The organism is Micromonospora taraxaci, from assembly GCF_007830095.1.
GTDB lineage: Bacteria > Actinomycetota > Actinomycetes > Mycobacteriales > Micromonosporaceae > Micromonospora > Micromonospora taraxaci.
On sequence record NZ_VIWZ01000001.1, the window covers coordinates 4,902,566 to 4,917,812 of the forward strand.

Consider the following 15,247-nt stretch of genomic DNA (forward strand, 5'->3'; position numbering starts at 1 on the left):
GACCCAGGGAGCGCCGATGAACCGACCCGTCGTGGTGGGCGTGGACGGATCGCCGTCCAGCCTCGTCGCCGCCGAGCACGCGGCCCGCGCCGCGCAGCTCCGGTCCCGACCGCTGCACCTGGTGCACGGCTTCCTGCACCCGCTCGGCTACGGCGTGCCGCTCAACCCGTACGACCTCGGGGTGCCGGCTCCCTCCGAGGACGCGCAGAAAATGTTGGAGCGTACGGCGACCGAGCTGGCCGACAGGTGGCCCGGCCTGGTCGTCGAGGTGCGTCAGGTCGCCGGCGGCCCCGGCATCACCATGATCGAGGAGTCCCGCCGGGCCGACCTCGTCGTGGTGGGCAGTCGAGGGCTGGGCGGTTTCGCCGGGCTGCTGCTCGGCTCGGTCGGCTCTCAGGTCGCCGCGCACGCGCACTGCCCGGTGCTGGTGGTCCGCCCGGACGAACAGCCGATCCCGGTGGACGCCCCGGTGCTCGTCGGCGTCGACGGGTCCGAGTCGTCCCGGCTCGCCGCGGGCTACGCCGCCGACGAGGCGGCACTACGCGACGTGCCGGTGGTGCTGGTGCACGTCGGCCCGCCGACCGAGGGCCGGACGGTGCCGGAGGAGATCGAGGAGTCGCAGGCCGCATACCAGGCCGATGCGGTGCGGCTGCTGGCCGATGCCTCCGCCGCGGTCCGCGCCGAGCATCCCGACCTGGTGGTGCGGGAGCATCCCGTCCGGGCCGCCGGGGCGGCCCAGGGGCTCATCGAGGCTAGCGGCACCGCGTCGCTGCTGGTCGTGGGCACCCGGGGCCGGGCCGGGTTCACCGGCATGCTGCTCGGCTCGGTCAGCCAGGCGGCGATCCAGCACGCGCACTGCCCGGTGCTGGTCGCCCACCCGTACCCGGTCAGCTGACCGGCGCGCCGTCCCCTCGGCCGAGCATCTGGAGGAAGTCGGTGGTGAGGGCGAACGGGTCGGCGGGCCCGCCGGCCGGCGGGCGACGCTCAATCTGGTCGGCCAACTCCCCGGCGGCGCGCCGGATCCGACCGCGCAACGCGCCGTCGGCGGTGCCGTCCGCCCAGTCCTCCGGGGCGGCGAAGACCGCGGTCGGGACCACCACCGACCGCAGGTACGCGAACATCGGGCGGACGGCGTGCTCCAGGGCCAGCGAGTGCCGGGCGGTGCCGCCGGTGGCCCCGATCAGCACCGGCCGGTCGACGAGCGACTCCTTGTCCAACACGTCGAAGAAGGACTTGAAGAGCCCGTTGTAGGAGGCGCTGAAGATCGGGGTGACGGCGATGAGGCCGTCCGCGCCGGTCACCCTGTCGACGACCTCGCGCAGCGCCGCCGGCGCGAACCCGGTGAGCATGTTGTTCACCACGTCGTGGGCGTACTCCCGCAGGTCGACGACGTGCAGCTCCACCTCGGCGCCGCGCCGGACCAACTCGTCGCGGGTGGCCGCGGCGAGCTGGTCGGCGAGCAGCCGGGTCGACGAGGGCTGACTCAGCCCCGCCGAGACCACGGCCAGGGTGCGGCGGGTCATCGGGTCGCCTCCTCCGGCGCCTTGCCCGTGACGTCGTCGACGGCGTGCACGGTGCTGTCCTTGGCGCCGCCTGCGGCGGCGACCAGCGAGGCGTGGGTGGGCGCCTCCGGCACGTGCGCCGGACGCAGCGCGGCGAACTCCTTGCGCAGCACCGGCACGACCTCCTCGCCGAGCAGGTCGAGCTGCTCCAGCACCGTCTTCAGGGGCAGGCCCGCGTGGTCCATCAGGAACAGCTGCCGCTGGTAGTCGCCGACGTACTCCCGGAAGCCCAGGGTGCGGTCGATGACCTGCTGCGGGCTGCCCACCGTCAGCGGCGTCTCCCGGGTGAACTCCTCCAGCGACGGCCCGTGCCCGTAGACCGGGGCGTTGTCGAAGTACGGACGGAACTCCCGGACGGCGTCCTGCGAGTTGCGGCGCATGAACACCTGCCCGCCCAGGCCGACGATGGCCTGGTCGGCGGTGCCGTGGCCGTAGTGCGCGTAGCGCTGGCGGTAGAGGCCGACCATCCGCTGGGTGTGCTCCTTGGGCCAGAAGATGTGGTTGGCGAAGAAGCCGTCGCCGTAGTACGCGGCCTGCTCGGCGATCTCCGGGCTGCGGATCGAGCCGTGCCAGACGAACGGGGGCACCCCGTCGAGCGGGCGCGGCGTCGAGGTGAACGACTGCAACGGCGTGCGGTACTTGCCCTTCCAGTCGACCACGTCCTCGCGCCACAGCCGGTGCAGCAGGTCGTAGTTCTCGATGGCGAGGGGGATGCCGGCGCGGATGTCCTTGCCGAACCACGGGTAGACCGGGCCGGTGTTGCCGCGGCCCATCATGAGGTCCACCCGACCGTCGGACAGGTGCTGGAGCATCGCGTAGTCCTCGGCGATCTTCACCGGGTCGTTGGTGGTGATCAGCGTGGTCGCGGTGGACAGCAGCAGACGCTCGGTACGCGCCGCGATGTGGCCCATCATGGTGGTCGGGGACGACGGCACGAACGGCGGGTTGTGGTGCTCGCCGGTGGCGAAGACGTCCAGGCCGACCTCCTCGGCCTTCAGCGCGATGGCGACCATCGCCTTGATCCGCTCATGCTCGGTCGGCTCCCGACCGGTGGTCGGGTCGACCGTGACGTCGCCGACGGTGAAGACTCCGAACTGCATGACCAGCTCCTTGCGTGTTGAACCGGGTCATTCGTGGTGCCCGGACGCAGCTGTCAACTTATTTGACGAGTCAACTATTCCGTCGGCGGGTTGACCCGATGTGGCGCCGGTCACGTCCGGAGACGGATCCCGGTCGGTCCGGGGCCTCGCTCAGCCGCCCGCGACCGACGGCAACACCTGCACCTCGGCGTCGTCGCCGACCGGCGTGGCGAGACCACCGGAGTGCCGGCAGTCTTCCCCGTCGACGAAGACGTTGACGTAGCGGCGCAGCTCACCCCGCTCGTCACGGATCCGGCGGGACAGCCTCGGATGGTGGGCGGCCAGCTCGTCGAGGACCGCCCGGAGGGTCCCGGTGGCGGCGACGCTCAGCCGACTGGCACCGCCGGCCTCACCCCGCAGCGGACCGGGCAGCAGCACGGTGACCACGTCACACCGTCGCAGCGCGGACGCAGAGCACGTCGGGCAGGTGCGTGGCAACCGTCGACCAGGAGTCGCCCTCGTCGCGGCTGGCGAAGACCGACCCGGACCGGGTGCCGAAGTAGACCCCACCCGGGGTGGAGTCGTCGGCGCACATCGCGTCCCGCAGCACCGCCGGGTAGAACGGCCCCTCCGGCAGCCCCACCGACAGCGGCTCCCACTTGCCGCCCGCGTCTACGGAACGGAACACCCGGCACCGGTGATCGGTGGGGAACCGCTCGCTGTCGGCCACCAACGGGAAGGTCCACACCATGCCGCCGCGGCCGGGGTGGGCCACCATCGGGAAGCCGAAGTCACTGGGCAGCCCGTCGGCGATCGAGGACCACGTGCGGCCGTCGTCGTCGGAGCGGTAGACGCCGTGGTGGTTCTGCGCGTACAACCGCTCGGGGTTGCCCGCGTCCCGGGCGACCTTGTGCACGCACTGGCCGAACTCCGGCCACTCGTCGGGCATGAAGTACGCGCGGATGCCGGTGTTGCCCGGCGCCCAACTGGCCCCGGCGTCCTCCGAGCGGTAGACCCCGCCGGTGGACATGGCGACCAGCAGCCGGGCCGGGTCACGCGGGTGCGGCAGCACGGTGTGCACTGCCTGACCGCCGAAGCCGGCCTCCCACTCCGGGCGGTGCGGGTGGTCCCAGAGGGACCGGACCAGCTCGAAGCTGCGACCACCATCGGTGGACTTGAACAGGGCGGACGGCTCGGTGCCGGCCCAGACCACGTCCGGCTCGTCAGGGCCTGCCGGCATCAGCTGCCAGACCCGACCGAGGGAGACGCCCGTGTCGCTCGGGAACGCCACCGGCGCCTGGTCGGGCTCGTCCCAGGAAGCGCCGAGGTCGTCGCTGGTGGCGACGCTGGGCCCGAAGTGTGAGCTGGTCACCCCGGCGAGCAACCGGGGGGTGGGACGACGGGTGTCGACAGCGACCGCGTAGACACCTGTCATCGGAAAGTGCGGGCCGGTGATCTCCCAACTGCGCCGGTCGTCGCCACTGGTGGCGAGGAACAACCCCTTGGCCGTGCCGATCGCGAGCAGTGTTGCCATCACGTCCTCCGAACCGTCGGTGAGCAGGTGCGGTGATTATGGCCACACCCCCCGACACGTTCAGCGGACACACGCCGCCCCCGCGCGGACGCGCGTTCTCAATGCTGGACGAGGCCCCCGACCACAACAGGGCCGACGTGGCCCGTCGGCGGAAGCGTCCGCGCCAGGGCGAGGCCGATGTCGACCACCGCCGATCGGCGCAGGCACGCCACGTCCGGCAGCGGAGTCCAGACCGACTCGGCGGTCTCGCCGTTCGGCTCGGGCCGGAGCGTGCCGCCGACGACGCGGACCCGGTAGAAGATGCCGACATTCTGGTGCTCGACACCCCGCAGCGCCTCGGCAGCGGGAATCACCCGCGAATCCACGCCCAGCAGTCGCTCGACCACCGCCTCGTAACCGGTCTCCTCGGCGACCTCCCGGATCACCGCGTCGAACGGATCCTCCGCCTGCTCGACCTTGCCGCCGGGCAGGGTCCAGTGCCTCTCGCCGGTCGGTCTCACGTAGTGCGCGAGCAGCACCCGCTCGTCCTTGATGCACACGGCGTACGCCGCCAGCCGAAAACTCACTCCGCACCTCCGGGCGGAACCTATCCCAGTGGCCGTGGAGGCGGTGTCCGAGTTTCGGCGCGACCGGGGCTACACCTCGGCCGTCCTCGCGGCCCGACGGCGGGGAACGTGCCGCCGGTAGCTACTGACGGTGGGGTCGCCGGTGATCCAGAAGCGCCAGGGAACATCGTGGGCGGCGGCCACCCCGACCCGGGGTCCGGCCGAGATGGCCGACCTGGCGAGCGGGCGCTTCGGCGGCGTCAACAGCAGCGGGCCACTGCCGTCGATCATGGACGTGCCGTTGGCCGCCGCGTTGATACCGAGCGCGACGACCAGCCGGGCGGGCCCGCGGGCGAGATCACGATCGGCCACGTCGCCCCGGCGTTCGCGGGCGACGTCCACTCCGTCGACGACCTCACCCGCGCGCAGCAGGACGGCCGCCGCCTCTCCCTCGGCGCCACACACGACGTTCAGACACCAGTGCATGCCGAACACGAAGTAGGTGTAGGCGTATCCGGCCGGGCCGAACATGACAGCGGTGCGCGGGGTGGGGCCGCGGTGGGCGTGTGAGGCCGGGTCCTCCCCCGTGCCCGCGTACGCCTCGACCTCGGTCAGCCGGACCCGGACAGGGCCGGCCGTGAGCTCCCAGCCGAGGAGCGACCGCGCCGTCTCGGGTATCTGAGCGGCGGGGGCGTGCAGCGGGGAGTAGTCCACCGGTCCAGGAAACTCCGGGCGACGGAGATCGGCAAACCGACCTTACCCACGATTCAACAAAATGTTGACAACGGTGCGTTGATAGTGTGTGCTCGGAATATGACGATCGACGATCCGTTCACCGCGCCCCACCCGGCCCGCGCCCGTGCCCACCGCACCCACGAGGCACTCCAGCGGATCAGCGAACGGCACGCCGGCACCGACAGCCAGCGCGGACGCTGGGCCCACCCCTACGTGCTGGACCCCTGGGAGGCGGTGGCCCTGATCACCGCGCTCGCCGCCGGCGGGGCCGAGCGCGAGCCGTCCGAGGAACCGGTCGACACCGGTGACCTCACCGCCGCGCTGACCCTGCTGCCGCACGTGCGCGCCGAACTGGACGCCCTGGAGGCCGGGTTGATGACGCTGGCCCGCGATCGGGGATTGACCTGGCAGGCGATCGCGTACGGGCTGGGCCTGGGCAGCGCGCAGGCGGCCCGGCAGCGCTACGAGCGGGTCGCCGCCCGCTCCGCCGAGCCGAATTCCTGACCGTCCCGCCTGGTCGATCACGGAGTTGTGGTGGGGACATAACCACCATGGGTGCCAACTCAGGCACCACACTTCCATGATCGACGAGACGAGACGAGACGGGACGACCGTGCCGACCGGCGGCCGGGCGGGCAGACTGGGCCAACGACGAGGAGGGCACCCATGGAGCGCGCGGACATGCTGGCGTACTGCCTGGCCAAGCCGGGAGCGTGGCTGGACCGGCCGTGGGAGGGCGACGAGGTGGTGAAGGTCGGCAGCCGGATCTTCGCGTTCCTCGGCAACGGATCGGGTGAGCCGACGGTCGGCGTCAAGTGCGGGCCGACCCGCGAGGTGGCCGACGAGTGGCTGCACCGGCACCCGGACGACGCCAGGGTGATGGCCTACATCGGCCGGTCCGGGTGGAACACGCTGCGCCTGACCGGCGGGATCGACGCCGAGGAGCTGACCGAGGCGGTCGACGGGTCGTACGAGATGGTGGTTGCCAAGCTCCCGAAGCGGGAGCGCCCGACGGTCTGAACCGACCGCGGCGCCGGCGGAACGCGCCGACGCCGCGGCGAGGTCAGCGCGGTACGACCGACTCGGTGGCCCACTCCCGCCAGCCGGCCAGCCGGTCGGCGGCGGAGGCGAGCTGGTCGGCGACCGGGCCAGGGCCGGTGGAGCCGGGAGTGGTACGGGCCGCGAGGGCCGAACGAACCGAGAGCACGTCGCGCACCGACGGGTCGAGGTGCCCGCTGATCGCGGCCAGGTCCTCGTCCGAGACGTCCTCCAGCTCGCACTCGCGGGCCGCGCAGAGCGCCACCAACCGGCCGGTGATCTCGTGCGCGTCACGGAACGGCACGTTGCGCCGAACCAGCCAGTCGGCGACCTCGGTGGCCAGGGAGAACCCGACCGGCGCGGCGGCGACGAGACGGTCCACCCGGACCGACATCGTGGAGATCATTCCCGCCAGGGCCGGCAGCAGCAGCTCAAGGGTGTCCACGGCGTCGAACGCCGGCTCCTTGTCCTCCTGCATGTCCCGGTCGTAGGTCATCGGCAGGCCCTTGAGCATGGTCAGGACGGTCACCAGCCCACCGACCAGCCGCCCGGACTTGCCGCGCGCCAGCTCGGCGATGTCCGCGTTCTTCTTCTGCGGCATGATCGACGAACCGGTGGCGAACGAGTCGTCCAGCTCCACCCAGCCGAACTCGTGCGACGTCCAGAGCACCACCTCCTCGCCGAGCCGGGACAGGTGCACCCCGATCATGGCGGTGGTGAAGAGGAACTCGGCGACGAAGTCCCGGTCGGCGACCGCGTCCATCGAGTTCGCGAACGACGTACGGAAGCCCAGCTCCTTGGCCACGGCCACCGGGTCCAGGGGCAGCCCGGAACCGGCGAGGGCGCCCGCGCCGAGCGGGCTGACGGCCGCCCGGTGGTCCCAGTCGCGCAGCCGCTCCAGGTCCCGCAGCAACGGCTGCACGTGGGCGAGCAACCAGTGCCCGAAGGTGACCGGCTGGGCGTGCTGGAGGTGGGTCATGCCGGGCGCGGCGGTGTCGATGTGCCGTTCGGCCTGTTCGACAAGCGCCTCCGCCAGCTCCACCAGGCGGCTGGCCACGCCCCGGGCGTGGTCGCGCAGGTAGAGCCGCAGGTCGGTGGCGACCTGGTCGTTGCGGGACCGGCCGGCCCGCAGCTTGCCGCCGAGGCTGCCGAGGCGCTCCAGCAGACCCCGCTCCAGCGCGGTGTGCACGTCCTCGTCGTCGATGGTGGGGCGGAACGTCCCGGAGGCACAGGCGGCCTCCAGGTCGTCCAACGCGGCCAGGATCCGACCCAGCTCCTCCGGGTCGAGCAGGCCGGCGCCGGCGAGGACCCGGGCGTGCGCCCGGGAACCGGCGATGTCGTACGGGGCCAGGCGCCAGTCGAACTGCACGCTCACCGACAGTCGGGCGAGCGCCTCGGCGGGACCGCCGGCGAACCGGCCACCCCACAGGCTCGTCCGGTTGGTGGCTGCGCTGTTCTCGGTCAGGCTCTTGTCGTCCACGTCGCCCATCATTTCTCGGCTTGCCCTTCGGTCGCGACTGCGGGGCCTACTCGCTGCGCTCGCTCACCGCTCGCGCTCGCACATGTCACTGCGCGCCACCGCCCAACCGGGCGTCCCGTGCGGCGGCCATCCGACTCGGCAGCCCCCACAACTGCACGAAGCCCTTGGCCAGGGACTGGTCGAAGGTGTCGCCGGTGTCGTAGGTGGCCATCCCGAAGTCGTAGAGGCTCGCCTCGGAGCGCCGGCCGGTGACGGTGGCCCGGCCCCCGTGCAGGGTCATCCGCACCTCACCGCTCACGTGTCGCTGCGCGTCGTCGATGAACGCGTCCAACGACTCCTTCAGGGGTGAGAACCACAGGCCGTCGTAGACGAGTTCGCCCCAGCGCTGGTCGACGCTCTTCTTGAACCGGGCCAGATCCCGCTCCACTGTCACCGCTTCCAACTCCTGGTGGGCGGTGATCAACGCAATCGCGCCGGGCGCCTCGTACACCTCGCGGCTCTTGATGCCCACGAGGCGGTCCTCGACCATGTCGAGCCGGCCCACGCCGTGGTCGCCGGCACGCCGGTTGAGCTCAAGGATCGCCTGGTACGGGGTGACCGTCTCACCGTCGATCGCCACCGGCACGCCGGCGTCGAACGTGATCACGACTTCGTCGGCGTCGCGCTCCTGCGCCGGGTCGGCGGTGTACGAGTAGAGGCCTTCCACCGGGGCGTTCCAGATGTCCTCCAGGAACCCGGTCTCCACGGCGCGACCCCACAGGTTCTGGTCGATCGAGTACGGGGACCGGGCCGACACGTCGATCGGCAGCCCGCGCTCCTCGGCGAAGGCGATCGCCTTGTCCCGGCTCCAGGCGAAGTCCCGAGCCGGCGCAATGATCTTCAGGTCGGGAGCGAGCGCGTTCAGGCCCACCTCGAAGCGGACCTGGTCGTTGCCCTTGCCGGTGCAGCCGTGCGACACGATCGTGCCGCCGTGCGCACGTGCCGCCGCCACCAGGTGCTTCACGATCAGCGGCCGGGACAACGCCGACACCAGCGGGTAGCGGTCCATGTAGAGGGCGTTGGCCCGGATGGCCGGCAGGCAGTACTCGGCGGCGAACTCGTCCCGCGCGTCGACCACCTCCGCCTCGACGGCGCCACAGTCCAGCGCACGCTGCCGGATCGCGCCCAGGTCCTCCCCACCCTGACCGACGTCGACCGCGACCGCGATCACCTCGGCGCCGGTCTGCTCGGCCAGGTACGGAATGGCGACGGACGTGTCCAACCCTCCGGAGTACGCGAGGACGACCCGCTCGCTCATGACGTGGTGTTCCCTTCGACGCTGTCGTCCCGTCGGGCCCAGCCGGCGAGCTTCTCACCGAGCGCCGCCCCACCGACGTCCTCGCGGGCCACGACGAGGATGGTGTCGTCGCCGGCGATCGTGCCGACGATCTCCGGCAGACCCGCCCGGTCCAACGCGCTGGCCAGGTACTGGGCTGCGCCCGGCGGGGTACGCAGCACGGCGATGTTGCCGCTGGAGTCGACGCCGTTGAGCAGCTCGTGCAGCAGCCGCATCAGCCGGGCCGGCGCTGCCTCGGCGTCGCGCAGCGGACGTTTGCCGTCCTCGGGGATCAGGTAGACGGCCGGACCGTCGCCGCCGCGCACCTTGACCGCGCCCAACTCTTCGAGGTCCCGCGAGAGGGTGGCCTGGGTGACACCGACACCGTCGGCGGCGAGCAGGTCGGCCAACTCGGTCTGGGACCGGATGGCCTTGTCGCGGATCAGCTCCACGATGCGGGCGTGTCGGGCCGCGCGGGTCAACGGGGCGGTCATCGGGACTCCCCGGTCGCCGTGTCCAGCAGGAACGTCAGCAGTGCCTTCTGCGCGTGCAGCCGGTTCTCGGCCTGGTCGAAGACCGCGCTCTGCGGGCCGTCGAGCACCTCGTCGGTGATCTCCTCGCCGCGGTGCGCGGGCAGGCAGTGCAGCACGATCGCGTCCGGAGCGGCCTGGCCGAGCAGTTCCTTGTTGACCTGGTACGGCAGGAACGGCGTGATCCGGTCCAGCCCGTCGGACTCCTGACCCATCGAGGTCCAGGTGTCCGTGGCGAGCACGTCGGCGTCGCGTACCGCCTGGGCCGGGTCGGTCAGCACCCGCACCGACCCGCCGGTCTCGGCGGCGATCAGGGCCGCCCGGTCCACCACGGCCGGATCGGGTGCGAACCCGGCCGGCCCGGCGACCCGGACGTGCATGCCGGCCGTCGCCCCGGCCAGCAGGTACGACTGCGCCATGTTGTTCGCGCTGTCCCCCACGTACGCCAGGGTGCGCCCGGCCGTGCCGCCACACCTCTCCCGGACGGTCAGCAGGTCGGCCAGCAGCTGGCACGGGTGGAAGCCGTCGGTGAGCGCGTTGACCACCGGCACGCTGGCCCCCGCCGCCACCTCGGCGATCCGGTCGTCGCCGTGGGTACGCAGCACGATGGCCGCGACGTAGCGGGACAACACACGCCCCGCGTCGGCGAGGGACTCGCCCCGGCCGAAGTGGGTGACCTGCGTGTCCACGACGAGGGGGTGCCCACCCAGCTCGGCGATCCCGGCGTCGAACGAGATCCGGGTCCGCAGGCTCTGCTTGTCGAAGAGCACCGCCACCGAGCGGGGGCCGACCAACGGCCGGTGACCGAACCGGTCCGCCTTCATCCGCTCCGCCAGGTCGAGGACCGCTGACTGCTCGGCGGGTGAGAGGTCGTCGTCGCGCAGGAAGTGCCGGGTCATCGAGTCGTCCCTGTGGTGGTGGTCAGCGTGGTGGGTGCGAGTGCCGCGCCGGCGGCCGCCGGGGCCGTCACGTCCAGTGCGGCGGGCAGCGCGGCGACAAACGCGTCGGCCTGGGCGGCGGTGAGAATCAGGGGCGGGACCAGCCGGAGCACACCCGGCTGCACGGGGTTCACCAGGAAGCCGGCCTCCCGCAGGGCGTCGGCGAGCACCGACGCCACCGGCGCGGTGAGCACCACGCCGAGCAGCAGCCCCGTGCCGCGTACTCCGGCGATCAGGGGGTGGCCCAGCGCCTCGATGCCCCGGCGCAGCCGCTCACCGACCCGCTTGACGTTGTCGAGCAGCCCCTCGTTGGCGATGGTCGCCACCACGGCGAGCGCCGCCGCGCAGCTGACCGGGTTGCCGCCGAACGTCGTGCCGTGCGAGCCGGGGGTGAGCAGGTCGGCCGCCGGGCCGAAGGCCAGCGTGGCGCCGATGGGCAACCCGCCGCCCAGACCCTTGGCCAGGGTGACGACGTCCGGCTCCACGCCCTCGGCCTGGTGCGCGAACCAGTGCCCGGTACGACCGATGCCGGTCTGCACCTCGTCGAGGACCAGCAACGCCCCGTGCCGGGCGGTGATCCGCCGGGCCGCCGCGAGATAACCGGCCGGCGGGACGACCACACCGTTCTCACCCTGGATCGGCTCCACGATCAGCATCGCGGTGGCGTCGGAGACGGCCTCCTCCAGAGCGGCCACGTCGCCGTAGTCGACGTGGGTCACCTCGCCGGGCAGCGGCCGGAACGGATCGGCCTTGGCGGGCTGACCGGTCAACGCGAGCGCACCCATGGTGCGGCCGTGGAAGCCACCCCTGGTGGCGACCACGTGCGTGCGGCCGGTGCGCCGGGAGAGCTTGAACGCCGCCTCGTTGGCCTCCGCGCCCGAGTTGGCGAAGAAGACCCGGCCGGGCCGGCCGGCGAGCGCCAACAACAACTCGGCCAGAGCCACCGGCGGCTCGGCGACGTAGAGGTTGGAGACATGCCCGAGGGTCGCGACCTGCTTCGACACCGCCGCGACCACGGCCGGATGGGCGTGACCGAGGGCGTTTACCGCGATGCCGCCGACCAGGTCGAGGTATTCCCGGCCGGTGTCGTCGACAACGACGGCACCGGCGCCGGAGACCAGCGCCAGCGGCGGCGTGCCGTAGTTGTCCATCATGGACTGCTTCCAGCGCTGCCCCAACGTGCTCACGACGCGACCATCCCGTCTCCCGGCACCACCATCGTTCCGAACCCTTCCGAGGTGAACACCTCCAGCAACGTGGAGTGCGCCACCCGACCGTCCACGACGTGCGCGGCGGGCACTCCCCCACGCACCGCCCGCAGGCAGGCCTCCATCTTCGGCACCATTCCCGACTCCAGACTGGGCAGCAACGTGGCCAGGTCGTCCGCGGCGATCTCGGAGACCAGGCTGGTGGTGTCCGGCCAGTCGGCGTACAGGCCGGCGACGTCGGTGAGCACGACCAGCTTGCGAGCCTGCAACGCGATCGCCAGCGCGGCGGCGGCGGTGTCCGCGTTGAGGTTGTGCAGCACCCCGTCGACGTCCGGCGCCACAGTGGAGATCACCGGGATCCGACCGGCCTCGATCAGGTCGGTCACCGCGGACACGTCAACCGACTCGACGTCCCCGACCTGACCCACGTCGACCGGCAACCCGTCCACGTACGCCGGGCGCCGCACCGCGGTGAACAGCCGGGCATCCTCACCGGAAAGACCGACGGCGTACGGGCCGTGCGAGTTGATCAGACCGACGAGCTCGCGGCCCACCTGCCCGACCAGCACCATCCGGACCACGTCCATCGCCTCGGCGGTGGTCACCCGCAGGCCACCCCGGAACTCGCTGGCGATGCCGAGCCGACCCAGCATGGCGGAGATCTGCGGGCCCCCGCCATGCACCACCACCGGCTTCAGGCCGGCGTAGCGCAGAAAGACCATGTCGGCCGCGAACGCCCGCTGCAACTCGGGATCGGTCATCGCGTTGCCGCCGTACTTGACCACGACAGTGGAACCGGAGAAACGCGCCAACCAGGGCAACGCCTCGATCAGCGTCTCCGCCTTGACCTGGGCTCGGGCGAGATCGGTGCTGAGGCTCACCGCGCCGGCCTTTCGTTCGCGACTGCGGGACTCCGCTTCGCTGCGTTCCTCGCGCTCACGTCGAGTACGCCGAGTTCTCGTGCACGTACGCGTGGGACAGGTCGTTGGTCCAGATCGTCGCCGCCGACGTACCCGCGTGCAGGTCGATCCGGATGGTCACGTCCCGCCCGGTCAGGTCGACCTTCGAGCGGTCCTCGGCGGCGGCGCCACGCCGGCACACCCACACCCCGTTGACCGCCACGTCCACCTCGTCCGGGTCGAACGCGGCGGCGGTGGTGCCGACGGCGGCGAGGATCCGGCCCCAGTTCGGGTCGTTGCCGAACAACGCGGTCTTGACCAGGTTGTTGCGCGCCACCGTACGGCCCACCTCGACCGCGTCGTCCTCGTCGGCGGCGTTCACCACCTCGATGGCGACCTCCTTGGTCGCGCCCTCGGCGTCGGACACCAACTGCTGGGCCAGGTCGTGACAGGCCGCGGTGACCGCGGCGGTCAGCTCCGCCGCTGTCGGCTCGATGCCGCTCGCGCCGCTCGCCAGCAGCAACACCGTGTCGTTGGTGGACATGCAGCCGTCGGAGTCGACCCGGTCGAAGGTGACCCGGGTCGCCGCGCACAGCGCCTCGTCCAGCACCGCCGGCCCGGCCACCGCGTCGGTGGTGAGCACGCAGAGCATGGTCGCCATCCCGGGAGCGAGCATCCCGGAGCCCTTGGCCATCCCGCCGACCGTCCAACCGCTGCCCCGGGCCACTGTGGTCTTCGGCCGGGTGTCAGTGGTCATGATGGCCTCGGCGGCGGCCTCGCCACCATCGCGGGACAAGCTCTTGATCGCCGACCGGACGCCGGACAGCAGCTTCGGCATCGGCAGCCGCTCACCGATCAGGCCCGTCGAGCAGACCGCGACCTCACCGGCACCGAGGATCAGCCGCGGGCTCACCGAGGTCAGCGCGGCGGCGGTGTGCTCGGCCGTGGCGTGGGTGTCCTGGAAACCGCCCGGGCCGGTGCAGGCGTTGGCGCCACCGGAGTTGAGCACCACAGCGCGGACCACACCGCCCTGCACGACCTGCTGACTCCAGAGCACCGGCGCGGCCTTGACCCGGTTGGTGGTGAAGACACCGGCGACACCGGCGTCCGGGCCGTCGTTGACCACCAGCGCGACGTCCGCGCCGCCGCTGGCCTTGAGTCCGGCGGCAACCCCGGCCGCCCGGAACCCCCGAGGGGTGGTGACACTCACGGCGCCTGCCTTTCGTTCGCGACTGCGGGGCTCCGCTGCGCTGCACTTCTCGCGCTCACGGGCTGACCCCCCAGATCGACAGGCCCGTCGTCTCCGGCAGGCCGAGCATGAGGTTGGCGTTCTGCACGGCCTGACCAGCGGCGCCCTTGCCCAGGTTGTCGAGCGCGCTGAGCACGATCAGCCGACCCGAGTCGACGTCGACGGTGGCCTGCAGGTGACACGAGTTGGAGCCCAACGTGGCGGCCGTGTGCGGCCAGCGGCCCTCCGGCAGCACGTGCACGAACGGCGCGTCCGCGTACGCCCGCGTCAGCACCTCCTGCGGGTCGACGCCGCGCGCCGGCACCGCGGTGACAGTGGCCAGGATGCCGCGCGGCATCGGCGCCAGGACCGGGGTGAACGACAGCCCGGTCGCGCCGGAGGCCTGCTTGATCTCCGGTACGTGCTGGTGGGTGCCGACACGGTACGGCGACAGGTCGCCCATGACCTCGCTGGCCAGCAGATGCGCCTTGGCCGCGCGGCCGGCCCCGGAGGTGCCGGAGGCGGCGACCACCACCACGTCGGCCGGGTTGGCCGCGCCGTCGGCGATCAGCGGCGCGAGCGCCAGGGTGATCGCGGCGGCGTAGCAGCCGGTGTTCGCCACCCGGGTCGAGCCGGCGATCAACTCCCGTTGACCGGGCAGCTCGGGCAGGCCGTAGGTCCACTGCCCGGCGTGGGTGCCGCCGTAGTACTGCGCCCAGGCGTACGGGTCGGCCAGCCGGTGGTCGGCACCGAGGTCGACGACGCGCACCTCCGGCGGCAACTGCGCGGCGAGGGCCGCCGACTCGCCGTGCGGCAGGGCCAGGAAGACCAGATCAGCGTCGGCCAGCGTGGCGGGGTCGGTCGTGCCGAGCACCAGGTCCAGGCCGGTGAGCTGGGGGTGCACCGCGTCGACGCGGTGCCCGGCCTGGCTGTGCGCGGTGGCGGCGACCAGGTCGAACTCCGGGTGCCCGGCGACCAGGCGAAGCAACTCACCCCCGGCGTAGCCGCTCGCACCGGCAACCGCGACTCGGATCCCCATACTCACCTCCGCATGACTATGCAGAGAAGATTAACAAGGCCGACTCACGAGTGCAAGTTCATGCAACTCACTGCATGCTAATGAATAGCGGCTGCAACGTGATGCGTCCCGATCCCG

The 15,247-nt window shown here is 72.0% G+C and carries 17 protein-coding genes; 3 read left to right on the top strand and 14 right to left on the bottom strand.

The window, feature by feature from the left end; translation table 11 throughout:
• Nucleotides 1-16 precede the first annotated feature (16 nt).
• The gene (locus tag FHU34_RS22140; protein WP_145783578.1) at nucleotides 17-895 is read left to right on the top strand and encodes a universal stress protein; all 879 of its coding nucleotides are present in this window, start codon (nucleotides 17-19) and stop codon (nucleotides 893-895) included.
• On the opposite strand, the gene FHU34_RS22145 is transcribed toward FHU34_RS22140, so the two are convergent.
• The 6 genes from FHU34_RS22145 to FHU34_RS22170 form a co-directional block, all read right to left on the bottom strand.
• A complete protein-coding gene (locus tag FHU34_RS22145; RefSeq protein WP_145783580.1) occupies nucleotides 888-1,523 on the bottom strand; it encodes an FMN reductase in 636 nt (211 codons plus the stop codon). The two genes, FHU34_RS22140 and FHU34_RS22145, sit on opposite strands and share 8 nt — an antisense overlap.
• Nucleotides 1,520-2,662, bottom strand: a complete 1,143-nt coding sequence (locus FHU34_RS22150) for an LLM class flavin-dependent oxidoreductase (RefSeq protein ID WP_145783582.1) — start codon at nucleotides 2,660-2,662, stop codon at nucleotides 1,520-1,522. Before FHU34_RS22150 ends, FHU34_RS22145 begins: the two co-directional genes overlap by 4 nt.
• A 150-nt stretch (nucleotides 2,663-2,812) precedes the next feature.
• Nucleotides 2,813-3,088, bottom strand: a complete 276-nt coding sequence (locus FHU34_RS22155) for a ubiquitin-like small modifier protein 1 (RefSeq protein WP_145783583.1) — start codon at nucleotides 3,086-3,088, stop codon at nucleotides 2,813-2,815.
• A gap of 1 nt (nucleotide 3,089) precedes the next feature.
• Nucleotides 3,090-4,175 carry a WD40/YVTN/BNR-like repeat-containing protein gene (locus FHU34_RS22160; protein ID WP_145783585.1) on the bottom strand — a complete coding sequence of 362 codons (1,086 nt, stop codon included), beginning with the start codon at nucleotides 4,173-4,175 and terminating at the stop codon, nucleotides 3,090-3,092.
• A 98-nt stretch (nucleotides 4,176-4,273) separates the two neighbouring features.
• Nucleotides 4,274-4,741 (bottom strand): NUDIX hydrolase, encoded by a 468-nt coding sequence (locus tag FHU34_RS22165; RefSeq protein WP_145783587.1) that lies wholly within the window; start codon nucleotides 4,739-4,741, stop codon nucleotides 4,274-4,276.
• A gap of 69 nt (nucleotides 4,742-4,810) precedes the next feature.
• Nucleotides 4,811-5,434, bottom strand: coding sequence for a DNA-3-methyladenine glycosylase (locus FHU34_RS22170; RefSeq protein WP_145783589.1), 624 nt, complete (start codon nucleotides 5,432-5,434; stop codon nucleotides 4,811-4,813).
• A 99-nt stretch (nucleotides 5,435-5,533) separates the two neighbouring features.
• On the opposite strand from FHU34_RS22170, the gene FHU34_RS22175 reads away from it, so the two are divergent.
• The gene (locus FHU34_RS22175; protein ID WP_145783591.1) at nucleotides 5,534-5,959 is read left to right on the top strand and encodes a DNA-binding protein; all 426 of its coding nucleotides are present in this window, start codon (nucleotides 5,534-5,536) and stop codon (nucleotides 5,957-5,959) included.
• 162 nt (nucleotides 5,960-6,121) lie between these two features.
• On the top strand, nucleotides 6,122-6,475 hold the full coding sequence (locus FHU34_RS22180; protein WP_145783593.1) for an MmcQ/YjbR family DNA-binding protein: 354 nt from the start codon (nucleotides 6,122-6,124) through the stop codon (nucleotides 6,473-6,475).
• Between the two features lie 43 nt (nucleotides 6,476-6,518).
• Here the strand turns inward: FHU34_RS22180 and argH are convergent, their stop codons facing one another.
• The 8 genes from argH to argC all read right to left on the bottom strand — a co-directional run bounded on the left by argH (nucleotide 6,519) and on the right by argC (nucleotide 15,130).
• Nucleotides 6,519-7,982, bottom strand: a complete 1,464-nt coding sequence (gene argH / locus FHU34_RS22185; protein ID WP_145783595.1) for an argininosuccinate lyase — start codon at nucleotides 7,980-7,982, stop codon at nucleotides 6,519-6,521.
• Nucleotides 7,983-8,058: 76 nt separating this feature from the next.
• Nucleotides 8,059-9,270 (bottom strand): argininosuccinate synthase, encoded by a 1,212-nt coding sequence (locus FHU34_RS22190; RefSeq protein ID WP_145783597.1) that lies wholly within the window; start codon nucleotides 9,268-9,270, stop codon nucleotides 8,059-8,061.
• Nucleotides 9,267-9,782: an arginine repressor gene (locus tag FHU34_RS22195; RefSeq protein ID WP_145783599.1), complete on the bottom strand. Its 516-nt coding sequence runs from the start codon at nucleotides 9,780-9,782 to the stop codon at nucleotides 9,267-9,269. Before FHU34_RS22195 ends, FHU34_RS22190 begins: the two co-directional genes overlap by 4 nt.
• A complete protein-coding gene (gene argF / locus FHU34_RS22200; RefSeq protein WP_145783601.1) occupies nucleotides 9,779-10,717 on the bottom strand; it encodes an ornithine carbamoyltransferase in 939 nt (312 codons plus the stop codon). The genes FHU34_RS22195 and argF overlap by 4 nt, the downstream gene beginning before the upstream one ends.
• A complete protein-coding gene (locus tag FHU34_RS22205; RefSeq protein WP_145783603.1) occupies nucleotides 10,714-11,943 on the bottom strand; it encodes an acetylornithine transaminase in 1,230 nt (409 codons plus the stop codon). Before FHU34_RS22205 ends, argF begins: the two co-directional genes overlap by 4 nt.
• Entirely contained in the window at nucleotides 11,940-12,845 is a 906-nt protein-coding gene (argB, locus tag FHU34_RS22210) for an acetylglutamate kinase (RefSeq protein ID WP_145783605.1), read from the bottom strand. The genes FHU34_RS22205 and argB overlap by 4 nt, the downstream gene beginning before the upstream one ends.
• A 55-nt stretch (nucleotides 12,846-12,900) precedes the next feature.
• Nucleotides 12,901-14,073: a bifunctional glutamate N-acetyltransferase/amino-acid acetyltransferase ArgJ gene (gene argJ / locus FHU34_RS22215; RefSeq protein ID WP_145783607.1), complete on the bottom strand. Its 1,173-nt coding sequence runs from the start codon at nucleotides 14,071-14,073 to the stop codon at nucleotides 12,901-12,903.
• A gap of 55 nt (nucleotides 14,074-14,128) precedes the next feature.
• Nucleotides 14,129-15,130, bottom strand: coding sequence for an N-acetyl-gamma-glutamyl-phosphate reductase (gene argC, locus FHU34_RS22220; protein ID WP_145783609.1), 1,002 nt, complete (start codon nucleotides 15,128-15,130; stop codon nucleotides 14,129-14,131).
• Nucleotides 15,131-15,247 lie beyond the last annotated feature (117 nt).